We start from the raw sequence: 11,025 nt of genomic DNA on the forward strand, positions 1-11,025 counted from the left end.
TCTCTCGGTGCGTCGTGCGTTCGTGTGCATCGTGCTTTCGTGCGGGTTAAGCGCTTTCTCTCTGCACAGGGGTCGGCCCGGTCGTGCTGTCGCGGTCAGCCCGCGTACGGGTCCGCGACCTTGCCCGGACGGGCCAGGAACTCGAAGTCACAGCCGGTGTCGGCCTGGGTGATCTGCTCGTTGTAGAGCGCGCCGTAGCCGCGCTCGTACCGGGCGGGCGGCGGTGTCCACTCCGCCCGACGCCGCTCCAGCTCCTCGTCGTCCACGTCGAGCCGGAGGGAGCGGGCCTCGACGTCGAGGGTGATCGAGTCGCCCGTGCGGACCAGGGCGAGCGGCCCCCCGACATACGACTCGGGGGCCACGTGCAGGACGCACGCGCCGTAGCTCGTCCCGCTCATCCGGGCGTCGGAGATCCGCACCATGTCCCGCACCCCCTGCTTGAGCAGATGGTCGGGGATGGGCAGCATCCCGTACTCGGGCATGCCCGGCCCGCCCTTGGGGCCGGAACCGCGCAGCACCAGGACGGTGTCGGCGGTGATCCCCAGCTCCGGGTCGTTGATGGTGCGCTGCATGGTCCGGTAGTCGTCGAAGACGACCGCGGGGCCGGTGTGCCGGAGCAGGTGGGGCTCGGCGGAGATGTGCTTGATGACGGCGCCGTCCGGGCAGAGGTTGCCGCGCAGGACGGCGACCCCGCCCTCGCTCGCGACCGGGTTGCTCCGGGGACGGATGACGTCCTCGTCGTGCACCTGGGCGCCGGCGAGCTGCTCACGCATCGTGTCGTGGGAGACGGTCGGGCGTTCCAGGTGGAGCAGGTCCGGGATCCGGGAGAGGAAGCCGGGGAGTCCGCCCGCGAAGTGGAAGTCCTCCATGAGGTACTTCTGGCCGCCGGGCCGCACGTTGGCGAGCACGGGGACGGTCCGGGCGATCCGGTCGAAGTCGTCGAGGGTGAGCTTGACGCCCGCGCGGCCCGCCATGGCGATGAGGTGGATCACGGCGTTCGTCGAACCGCCGAGGCCGAGGACGGTCGTCACCGCGTCCTCGAACGCGTCGGCGGTGAGGATCTCGCTCAGCCGGCGGTCCCGGTGGACCAGTTCGACGATGCGCAGGCCCGCGGCGGCCGCCATCCGGTCGTGCCCGGAGTCCACGGCCGGGATGCTCGACGCGCCCGGAACCGTCACACCCAGCGCCTCCGCGGCGGCCGTCAGCGTGGACGCCGTACCCATCGTCATGCAGTGGCCCGGCGAGCGCGCGAGGCCGCTCTCCAGCTCGGCCAGCTCACAGTCGCCGATCAGGCCGGCCCGCTTGTCGTCCCAGTACTTCCACATGTCGGTGCCCGAGCCGAGGACCTCGTTGCGCCAGTGGCCCGGCAGCATGGGCCCGGCCGGGACGAAGACCGTCGGCAGGTCGACGCTGGCCGCGCCCATGAGCAGCGCGGGTGTCGTCTTGTCGCAGCCGCCCATCAGCACGGCGCCGTCCACGGGATAGGAGCGCAGCAACTCCTCGGTCTCCATCGCGAGCAGGTTGCGGTAGAGCATCGGGGTCGGCTTCTGGAAGGTCTCGCTGAGCGTGGAGACCGGGAACTCCAGCGGGAAGCCGCCCGCCTGCCACACACCCCGCTTCACGGCCTGCGCGCGGTCGCGCAGGTGGACATGACAGGGGTTGATGTCCGACCAGGTGTTGAGGATCGCGACGACCGGCTTGCCGAGGTGCTCCTCGGGGAGGTAACCGAGCTGGCGGGTGCGGGCGCGGTGACTGAAGGAGCGCAGGCCCTCGGCGCCGTACCACTGGTGGCTTCTGAGGTCCTCCGGGCGCTTGCGGGCTTGATCGTCGAAGCGCTTCATATGGACCATCCCGCTGCTATGGCGGCGACCTCGGCACGCTCGTCCTCGGGCAGCGGCCGGCTCGGCGGGCGGACCTCACGGCGGCAGAGGCCGAGGGACGACAGGGCTTCCTTGACGACGGTGACGTTGTTGGCGGAACCGTTGGCGGCGCGGAGCTCCTCGAAGCGCCTGATCTGTTCCCACACCTTCATCGCGGCCGGGTAGTCCCCTGATCGAAGCGCTTCGATCATGTTCAGCGAAACGGCCGGGGCGACGTTCACCAGCCCGGAGGTGAAGCCCGTGGCGCCCGCGGAGAAGTAGGAGGGGGCGTACGGCTCGGCGAGGCCGGCCACCCAGACGAAGCGCTCCAGGCCCGCGTCCCGCGCGAACGCGGCGAAGCGCGAGGCGTCCGGGACGGCGTACTTGACGCCGATGACGTTGGGACAGGCGTCGGCGAGCTCGGCGAGCCGTTCGCCGCGCAGCTGGGCGTTGCGGATGTACGGGACGACGCCCAGCTCGGGCACCGCCGCCGCGATCTCCCGGTGGTAGTCGACCCAGCCGCTCTGCGACACGTACGGGTGGACGGGCTGATGGACCATCACCATCTGCGCGCCCAGCTCACGGGCGTGCCGGGCGGAGGCGACGGCGGTCGGTACGTCGTGTCCGACGCCGACCAGGATCGCCGCCCGTCCGCCCGCCACCTCGACGGTCACCTCCGTGACCAGGCGGCGCTCCTCGGGCGTCAGGGCGTAGAACTCGCCGGTGTTGCCGTTCGGGGTGAGGGTGGTGATCCCGCCGTCGAGCAGCCGGCGCAGCAGGGCCCGGTGGGCTTCGCCGTCGACGGAGCCGTCCTCGGCGAACGGGGTCACCGGGATGGCCACCACGTCGGCCAGGGCCGCACGCTGGGTCTCGAACGCCACGCTGCTCATTCCTGACCTTTCTCTGCCCGGGGTCCCTCATGGGCCTCCTGGGCGGTCTCGGGGAACGCCCGGTGCACGAACGACGCGATGTGGGCGTGCAGGGCGCGGGCCGCTCCGTCGGAGTCGCCGTCCAGGGCGAGCCGCAGGATCTCGCGGTGCTCGCCCGCCTCCCGTTCCCAGGAGGGCGAGGCGGCCCAGGCGACGGCCGAGACCAGGGCGGCCTGGTCACGCACCTCGTCGAGCATCCGGCCGAGCAGCGGGTTGCCGCACGGCAGGTACAGGGCACGGTGGAACTCACGGTTGGCCAGCGACCGTTCGGCGGTGTCGGTCGCCTCGTCGGCCCTGGTCAGCGCCTGGCGTGCGGCGTCGAGGGAAGCGCCTCGCCGTACGGCCCGCCGGAGCGCCTCGGGTTCGAGGAGCAGGCGTACGTCGTAGACCTCGCGCGCCATGTCCGCGTCCACCATGCGCACCGTGACGCCCTTGTACTGGCTCATGACGACCAGTCCGGTGCCGGCCAGGGTCTTGAGCGCCTCGCGCACCGGGGTCTTGGAGACCCCGAACTGCGCGGCGAGCTCGGTCTCGACCAGAGCCTGGCCGGGCGTCAGCCGGCCTGTGAGGATGCGGCGTTTGATCTCCTCCAGCACGTACTGCGTGCGGGACGGGATCGGCGTGGGCACAGAGGTCATGCGCGCCTCTCGGATGTCGCGTATCTGATCTCGGATCTGGCGTATCGCGTCTCATATATGACGTACGAAGTACGACGCGTTGAAGGTAGGAGGGCCCCTGTGTTTCGTCAATGCTTCTGACAAAGGAAGTTGAGGTTGCCGAGGTGAGGCTGCCGGGGCTCGAGTGCCCGCAGGGGGTCAGAAGGGCAGGGTCTCGCCCTCGCGAGCGGTCCGGGTGGGGCCCTTGAAGGCGACGGCGGCCCGCGCGGTCGCCGCCTCCCGGGTCAGCGTGGGCCCGACATGGGTGATGTACAGCTCGCGCACCCCGGCCCTGCGGGCGGCCTCACCGGCCTCCTCGGGCGTGAGATGGACCTGCGGCTCGTGTTCGCCTTCGCGATGACTGTCGATGTCCGCCTCGCACAGGAACAGGTCGGCGCCGGAGGCGAGTTCGGTGAGGGCCTCGCACGGCCCGGTGTCGCCCGAGTACGCCAGGACGCTCCCCTGGCACTCCGCCCGCAGCCCGTACGCCTCGGTGTCGTGCGCTACCGCGCGCGAGCTGAGGCGCAGGTTCCAGTGCCGCACGGTGTGCCCGTCGAACAGCGCCCTGAAGTCGAAGACCCCGCTCAGGAAGCGCACGTCCGGCCGGCCGAAGAAGCCCGCCAGACGCCGGGCGCAGTCGAGCGGCGCGTAGACCGGGATCGGGGCCGGCGGGGTCATCCCACCGTAGGCGAGGGCGTAGGCGGCGGCGAGGAGGTCGGCGCTGTGGTCGGCGTGCAGGTGTGAGATCCAGATCGCCGTGAGCCGGTCGGGATCCGTGTGCCGCTGCAACTCCGCGAACGTCCCGGGGCCCGCGTCCACCCACACCTCCGCTCCCGCGCCGCGCAGCAGGTAGCCGGAGCAGGGGCGGCCCGGCCCCGGGTGCGGAGAGGCGGTACCGAGGACGGTGAGGCTCAGGGGCATGGTGGGGAGCGTACGTTTCGGGCCCGCGGGACGCGCTGTGATTCCGTTTGTCTACGGCGACCGCCGGGTGCCGTCCGCACCCGGTTCGCCGGGCCGACGGGGCTTCAGCGCGTCCACCCCGGGTCACGCCCGCTCAGTCCGACCGCCCGGTCGAGCAGCGGGGCGTCGTCCGGGACGGGGACCACGGGGCCGAACACACCGCTCCCGGGCTCACCCTGGGCCGCGGCGGCGGCGAGGAACCTGTGCGCCGCCGTCAGCGCGGCCGGGTCGGGCGTGTACTGCCGGCCGGTGGCCCGGGCCAGGTCCCAGCCGTGGATCACCAGTTCGTCGGCGACGACGGCGCCCGCGACCTCGCCGGGCAGGTCCACGCCGCCCGCGCGGGTCATGCCGGTCCAGGCGGCCGGGTCGCGCCAGGCGTCGGCGAGCTCGTCGAGGGACTTGGCGAGTTCCTCGCGCCAGCCGGGGCCGATCTCCGGCGCGGCGGCGTCCGGAGGGGTGTCGGTCGTGGGGCCCAGATCCTTGCGGGCGGCGTCCCGGAAGGCGACGGCGAGGCCGGTGAGGTGGCCGAGCATGTTACGGACCGCGCAGCCCGGGCAGGGCGTCCCGTCCGCGAGCTGCTCGTCGCGGACGCCCTCCGCGAGGCGCGCCACGATCAGGGTCTGCGGGCCGAGGTCGAGTGTGGGTACGGCTGTCGTGTCGGTCATACGGGGTGGACCGACGCCGGCGCGCGAACTCATCGGTGTCCCGCCCGGCGATTCCGACCGCGACAGGCGCGGGCGGGCGGCCGGCGCGGGCGATTCGGTCCACGGCACGCGCGGGCGGGCGACACGGGCGGACGGCGCGGGAGGCCGACACGGGCGGACGGCGCGGGAGGCAGGCACACGGGCGGCCGGCACGGGCGGTTCGGTCCGCGACACGCGCGCGCGGGCGGCACGGGAGGCCCGCGCGGGAGGCCGACGCGGGCGATTCGGTCCGCGGCGAACTCCGGCGGCCGACGCGGCGTTCCGTGGGCGCCGGTGACGTGGTTCGTCGGTCCGGCGCCGGGACCGGTGCCCTAGGCGCCCCGGGGACTGGCCGACGGGGCCGCCCGGATTCCTGCGGGGTGGGCGGCGCGTACGGGGCAGCTGCCCGATGCCCGGGCGGGGGCCTTAGCTCCACGATGACCTGGCATGACGAAGAACTGGTCCGTGGCGCGTGTCCTGCGGGACCGCGACGCGGCGCTCTACCTGGCCGCGTCGTCGGTCTCCGGTTTCGGCACCTCGGCGCTCTGGCTGGCGTCCGGTGTGTGGGTCAAGGACCTCACCGGCTCGAACGGGCTCGCGGCGCTGTCCGTGCTCGCCCTGTGGGTGCCGACGCTGTTCGGCCCGCCGCTGGGCACCCTCGCCGACCTCGGCCGTCGCAAGCCCCTGCTCGTCGCGCTCCACCTGGGTCCGGCGGCCCTGCTGCCCACCGTCCTCGCCGTCGACTCCCCCGGCCGGCTGTGGCTGCTGTGGGCGGTGCTGTTCCTGTACGGCGCCGCCTCGGTGGTCGCCGACGCGGCGGAGTCCGCGCTCGTCGCCGCCGCCGTCGCGCCGGAGCTGCTGGGCGACTTCAACGGGCTGCGCATGACGGCCACCGAGGGCATGAAGCTGGTCGCCCCGCTGTCCGGCGCGGGCGTCTACGCGGCTTACGGCGGCCCGGCCGTGGCGCTCCTGGACGCGGCCACCTTCGCGTGCGCGGCGGGGCTGTACGCGTGCGTGCGGGTCCGCGAGGAGCGGCCGCGGCCGGCCGACGGGCACTGGCGGGCGCAGACCGCCGAGGGAGCCCGCTTCCTGTGGGGCCACCCCGAGCTGCGCCCGCTGGTCCTGGCGGGCGGTGCGACGATGCTGTTCTCGGGTCTCGGCGGCCCGTTGGTCTACGCCGTCGTCGAGGGCCTCGGCCACTCCTCCGCGTACACGGGCACGCTTTACGCCGTCCAGGGCGCCGGTTCGGTCGTGGTGGGGCTGCTCTCGGGGCCCGCCCTGCGGCGGCTGGGGGAACGCCGGTTCGCCGCCTGCGGGATCGCGCTCACGGCCGGCGCGGTCGCCGCGCAGGCCGTCGCCTCGGACCCCGTGGCCCTGGTGTGCGGCGCGGCGATCGGGGCGGGGCTGCCCTGTGTGCTGATCGCCGCGCTCACCGCCGTGCAGCGCGAGACGCCGGACGCGCTGCTCGGCCGGGTCACCGCGACGGCCGGCACCCTGATGTACGCGCCGACCGCCGTCGGCCTCGCGGCGGGCGCGGGCCTGGTCGAACTCGTGCCGTACCAGCCGCTGCTGGTGCTGCTGGCGCTGGCCCGGCTGACGGTCCTGCCGCTGCTGCGCGGCGGTCAGCGGGCGGCCAGCGCCTCACGTACGGAGGCCAGGTCCCCGTCCGACGCCAATCCCGCGTGATACAGCCGGAGTTCGGTCGCCCCGAGGGCGCGCGCCCGTGCCAGGTCGGCGGTGAGTGTCCCCGGGCTGCCGCCCATGCCGGAGACGACGCCGAGGTTGGCGGCGACGACCGCGCCCTCGCGGCCCTGCCCGGCGAAGGGGGCCAGCAGGCCGGGCCCGCCCGCGCAGGGCACGACGACGCCGTCCGCGACGGACAGGATGTGCTCGGGGTCGACACCCGGGTTGGCGCCGACGTGGTACGTCACGGGGTCGGCGTGCAGCAGCACCTGGAAGCCGTCGGGCGCGGCGTCCCGTACCGCCCGCACGGCGGTCTCCTGGAGCGTGCGGGCGGTCTCGTCACGCCACGCGCGCGTGGCCGCCGCCGTCTCCTCCCCGAGCAGCTTCTCGATCTCCGCCCAGCCTCCCCCGCCGTCCGGTGCCCCCTGCCACAGCGGTTCCAGCGCCTCCCGTACGGCGGCGGCGAGCGCGTCGGCGTCCAGACCCTGCTCGCCGTAGCCGGCCCGGCAGGCGGGGCAGAAGCAGAGCGCCATCAGGTACTGGCCGGCGTCCCCGAGGCCGACGCCGCCGGTCTTGTCGTGGGCGTGCAGGTGCTGGAGCCCGTACCAGCCGAGGGACTCCAGTTCGGTGCCGCCCGCGCCGGGGCGTACGGCGGCCTCGGCGGCGAGGTCGACGAGGTACGCGCGCGTGGCGGGCTGGGCGATGCAGGGGGCCCACGGGTAGCGGTCGCCGTAGGCGTTGACGACCGAGGTGTCCGGATGCTCGGCGCCCATCCGTGAGTTGTGCGCGAGGACCACCCAGGTGTGCACGTCGAGCCCGGCCGCCGCGAGCGCTTCGGCGGCCTCGCCGTAGGCGTCGCCGGGGGCCCAGTCACCGGCCGGGTAGGGGCGCAGGGCGCGGCCCTTCCAGCGGTCGCCGGCCGGATCCGTCGGGTACAGCACGGCCGCGTGCTCGGCGGTGACGATGCGGTGGCGCGGGTGGCGGGGGGTGAGGGCGCGGGTGGAGTGGTAGGCGGCGGCGAGGGTCACCTGTTCCACGCCGAGCGCGGCGATCCGGGCCGCCGCCCGGGGGTCGCCGGTGATGTCCCAGGGGTAGACGAACGTCGACGCCTTCATTTACTCGTCCTCCTCCAGCAGCGCGTAGCCGCGCTCGATCACCTGGGCGAGCTGCTTGACATGATCCTCGCTCGGTTCGTGCAGCGGCGGGCGCACTTCGCCCACGTCGAGGCCGCGCAGCCGGACCCCGGCCTTGACGAGGGAGACGGCGTACCCGCGGCCCTGGGCCCGCAGTTCGACGAACGGCCGGTAGAAGCCGTCGAGGAGGCGGTGGACGGTGGTGTCGTCGCCGGTGGTGAGGGCCCGGTGGAAGGCGAGGGCGATCTCGGGGGCGAAGCAGAACACGGCCGAGGAGTAGAGGGTGACGCCGAGGGCCCGGTAGGCGAGCTGGGTCTGCTCGGCGGTCGGCAGACCGTTGAAGTAGAGGAAGTCGCCGGGGACCTCGGTGCGGACGGCGCTGACGGTCCGCTGCATCAGGTCGAGGTCGCCGAGGCCGTCCTTGAGGCCGATGATCCCCTCGGTGCGGGCGAGTTCGACGACGGTCGCGGGGGTGAAGACGGCGTTGTCGCGCTGGTAGACGACGACCGGCAGGGCGGTCGCGGCCGCCACCTCCCGGTAGTGGCGCAGCAGCCCTTCCTGGGCGGCGACGACGAGGTAGGGCGGCATCGCGAGCAGGCCGTCCGCCCCGGCCGACTCGGCCAGCCTCGCGTAGCGCACGGCGAGCGCGGTCCCGTAGCCGGCGCCCGCGACGACCGGCACCCGCCCGGCGGTCTCGGTCACGGCCGCCCGCACACAGGCCTCGAACTCCTCCGGGGCGAGCGCGTGGAACTCCCCGGTCCCGCAAGCCGCGAAGACGGCGGCGGCACCCGCCTCGACGCCGCGCCGGACGTGCGCGCGGTAGGTGTCGAGGTCGAGGGCGCCGTCGGGGCCGTAGGCGGTGACGGGGAAGAACAGGGGTCCGCTGGGGACGCGGAGGCGGTCGGCGAGCGGGGCTGACGTCACGGGCTCTCCCGGGTCCATAACGGGTCCATATCCTTGATCGGCGTCCATATTCCTGAACAACCTCACGCTAGGGTGCCCGATCGAGCCGGGTCAAGCATGGCAACCCCCGAGACACCAGCAGTTTTGCCACTCCTGTAGGACACTTGACGGGTGCCGCCACCGCTCCTTAGCGTGTCCATGCATGTGAACTGCGACTACACATGCGTCCACCCCTGATGTGATCCAAGGAGACCCGAGGATGCCCGCTCCGCGCACCGTCCTGCTCACCGGCGCCGCCGGCGGCCTCGGCACCCTGATGCGGGACCTGCTGCCCGCCTACGGCTACGAGCTGCGCCTGCTCGACCTGCGTCCGATCGAGGGCGAGCCGGAGGCGATCGTCGCGGACCTGGCCGACAAGGACGCGGTCCGGGAGGCCGTGCGGGGCGTCGACGCGATCGTCCACCTCGCCGGCATCTCGCTGGAAGCCCCCTTCGAGAAGATCCTCGGCGCGAACATCGCGGGCACGTACAACCTGTACGAGGCGGCCCGCGAGGAGGGCGTACAGCGTGTCGTCTTCGCCTCCTCCAACCACGCGGTCGGCTTCACCCCCCGCCCCCGGGACGCCGTGTCGCCCGACGAGGGCGAACTGATCCCGGTCGACACCCCGCGCCGCCCGGACACCTTCTACGGCCTGTCCAAGTCCTTCGGCGAGGACCTCGCGCAGCTCTACTGGGACAAGCACGGCCTGGAGAGCGTGTCGGTACGCATCGGCTCCTGCTTCGCCGAGCCCACCAGCGTGCGCATGCTGTCGCTGTGGATGAGCCCGGCCGACGGCGCCCGTCTCTTCCACGCGGCCCTGACCGCCGAGAACGTCGGCCACACCGTCGTCTACGGCTCCTCCGCCAACACCCGGCTGTGGTGGGACCTCGGCACCGCGCGGGCGCTCGGCTACGAGCCGCAGGACGACTCCGAGCCGTACGCCGAGAAGCTGATCGCCGAGCAGGGCGAGCTGGACCCGGAGAACATCGCCCACGCCTACCTGGGCGGCCACTTCGTCAGCGACCCGCCGATCTGGCCGTACTGACCGGAAAACGAACCCCACGGACGGCGGGCGGGCACCGAACGGGCCTGCCCTCGACACCACCGCCGGTGCCGGCCCCCCCCCGCCCGCCGGCGGGCCCCGCCGGCCGGTGGGGGGGCCCCGGCGGGGGGGGGGCCCCCCCCGGGGCCCGCCCGCCGCCGTATCCGGGCACGCACCGTGCCCGATCCCACCCACCGCCCGGCTGCCCCGCAGGTCCGAGCCGGGCAGGCCGCACCGCAAACGGGCCCACCCGGGCAGTATCGGGCCCGCAACAGGCCTGGTCAGTGCCGCGCGCCCGCTGTAGAACTTCCCCCATGGGCCCTACCGGGCCCGAACGGGCAGGACGGCGGAAGAGCGAGGTGAGGACATGACCCCGAGAACGGCGGAGGAGCGCCAGCGCGAGATCGTGCGCGCCGCGCGCGCCACCGGCGCGGTCGACGTCGCCACGCTCGCCACCGAACTGGGCGTGGCCAGGGAGACCGTGCGCAGGGACCTGCGCGCCCTGGAGGACCACGGCCTGGTGCGCCGTACGCACGGCGGCGCCTATCCCGTGGAGAGCGCCGGCTTCGAGACCACACTGGCCTTCCGCGCCACCAGCCACGTGCCCGAGAAGCGCCGGATCGCCGCCGCGGCGGCCGCTCTGCTCGGGGACGCCGAGACGGTCTTCGTCGACGAGGGCTTCACCCCGCAGCTCATCGCCGAGGCGCTGCCCAGGGACCGGCCGCTGACCGTGGTCACCGCGTCCCTGCCGGTCGCGGGCGCGCTCGCCGAGACCGAGAACACGTCCGTGCTGCTGCTCGGCGGCCGGGTCCGCTCCGGCACCCTGGCCACCGTCGACCACTGGACGACGAAGATGCTGGCCGGCTTCGTCGTCGACCTCGCCTACATCGGCGCCAACGGCATCTCCCGCGAACACGGTCTGACCACCCCGGACCCGGCCGTCGGCGAGGTCAAGGCGCAGGCCGTGCGGGCGGCCCGGCGCGTGGTCTTCACCGGTGTGCACTCCAAGTTCGGGGCGGTCAGCTTCTGCCGGTTCGCCGAGGTGGGCGCGCTGGAGGCGATCGTGACGAGCACGCTGCTGCCGGCGGCCGAGGCCCACCGGTACTCACTGCTGGGGCCTCAGGTCATCCGGGTCTGA

10 protein-coding genes are annotated in these 11,025 nt (G+C 73.8%); 3 read left to right on the top strand and 7 right to left on the bottom strand.

The window, feature by feature from the left end:
• Window positions 1–95: 95 nt before the first annotated feature.
• From araD to ACFVYS_RS29945, 5 genes are all read right to left on the bottom strand, one after another.
• Window positions 96–1,841, bottom strand: coding sequence for an L-arabinonate dehydratase (araD, locus tag ACFVYS_RS29925; RefSeq protein WP_389507044.1), 1,746 nt, complete (start codon window positions 1,839–1,841; stop codon window positions 96–98).
• On the bottom strand, window positions 1,838–2,749 hold the full coding sequence (locus ACFVYS_RS29930) for a dihydrodipicolinate synthase family protein (RefSeq protein WP_314222430.1): 912 nt from the start codon (window positions 2,747–2,749) through the stop codon (window positions 1,838–1,840). The genes araD and ACFVYS_RS29930 overlap by 4 nt, the downstream gene beginning before the upstream one ends.
• The gene (locus tag ACFVYS_RS29935; protein ID WP_028806956.1) at window positions 2,746–3,426 is read right to left on the bottom strand and encodes a GntR family transcriptional regulator; all 681 of its coding nucleotides are present in this window, start codon (window positions 3,424–3,426) and stop codon (window positions 2,746–2,748) included. Before ACFVYS_RS29935 ends, ACFVYS_RS29930 begins: the two co-directional genes overlap by 4 nt.
• Window positions 3,427–3,603: 177 nt before the next feature.
• Entirely contained in the window at window positions 3,604–4,365 is a 762-nt protein-coding gene (locus ACFVYS_RS29940; protein WP_389507047.1) for an MBL fold metallo-hydrolase, read from the bottom strand.
• Window positions 4,366–4,469: 104 nt separating this feature from the next.
• Window positions 4,470–5,069 carry a TIGR03086 family metal-binding protein gene (locus ACFVYS_RS29945; protein WP_389507049.1) on the bottom strand — a complete coding sequence of 200 codons (600 nt, stop codon included), beginning with the start codon at window positions 5,067–5,069 and terminating at the stop codon, window positions 4,470–4,472.
• Window positions 5,070–5,534: 465 nt separating this feature from the next.
• Here ACFVYS_RS29945 and ACFVYS_RS29950 point away from each other — a divergent pair, with 465 nt between their 5' ends.
• Window positions 5,535–6,773: an MFS transporter gene (locus tag ACFVYS_RS29950; protein WP_389507051.1), complete on the top strand. Its 1,239-nt coding sequence runs from the start codon at window positions 5,535–5,537 to the stop codon at window positions 6,771–6,773.
• On the opposite strand, the gene ACFVYS_RS29955 is transcribed toward ACFVYS_RS29950, so the two are convergent.
• The gene (locus ACFVYS_RS29955) at window positions 6,710–7,885 is read right to left on the bottom strand and encodes a hypothetical protein (RefSeq protein WP_389507053.1); all 1,176 of its coding nucleotides are present in this window, start codon (window positions 7,883–7,885) and stop codon (window positions 6,710–6,712) included. The two genes, ACFVYS_RS29950 and ACFVYS_RS29955, sit on opposite strands and share 64 nt — an antisense overlap.
• Window positions 7,886–8,827 carry a 5-dehydro-4-deoxyglucarate dehydratase gene (locus ACFVYS_RS29960; protein WP_389507055.1) on the bottom strand — a complete coding sequence of 314 codons (942 nt, stop codon included), beginning with the start codon at window positions 8,825–8,827 and terminating at the stop codon, window positions 7,886–7,888. It abuts the gene before it with no gap.
• A 238-nt stretch (window positions 8,828–9,065) separates the two neighbouring features.
• On the opposite strand from ACFVYS_RS29960, the gene ACFVYS_RS29965 reads away from it, so the two are divergent.
• Together ACFVYS_RS29965 and ACFVYS_RS29970 are read left to right on the top strand one after the other, a co-directional pair.
• The gene (locus ACFVYS_RS29965; protein WP_389507056.1) at window positions 9,066–9,890 is read left to right on the top strand and encodes an NAD-dependent epimerase/dehydratase family protein; all 825 of its coding nucleotides are present in this window, start codon (window positions 9,066–9,068) and stop codon (window positions 9,888–9,890) included.
• Between the two features lie 364 nt (window positions 9,891–10,254).
• Window positions 10,255–11,025: a DeoR/GlpR family DNA-binding transcription regulator gene (locus ACFVYS_RS29970; protein WP_389507058.1), complete on the top strand. Its 771-nt coding sequence runs from the start codon at window positions 10,255–10,257 to the stop codon at window positions 11,023–11,025.

It is taken from the genome of Streptomyces sp. NPDC058295 (assembly GCF_042880655.1).
In the GTDB taxonomy this organism is placed as follows: domain Bacteria; phylum Actinomycetota; class Actinomycetes; order Streptomycetales; family Streptomycetaceae; genus Streptomyces; species Streptomyces coriariae.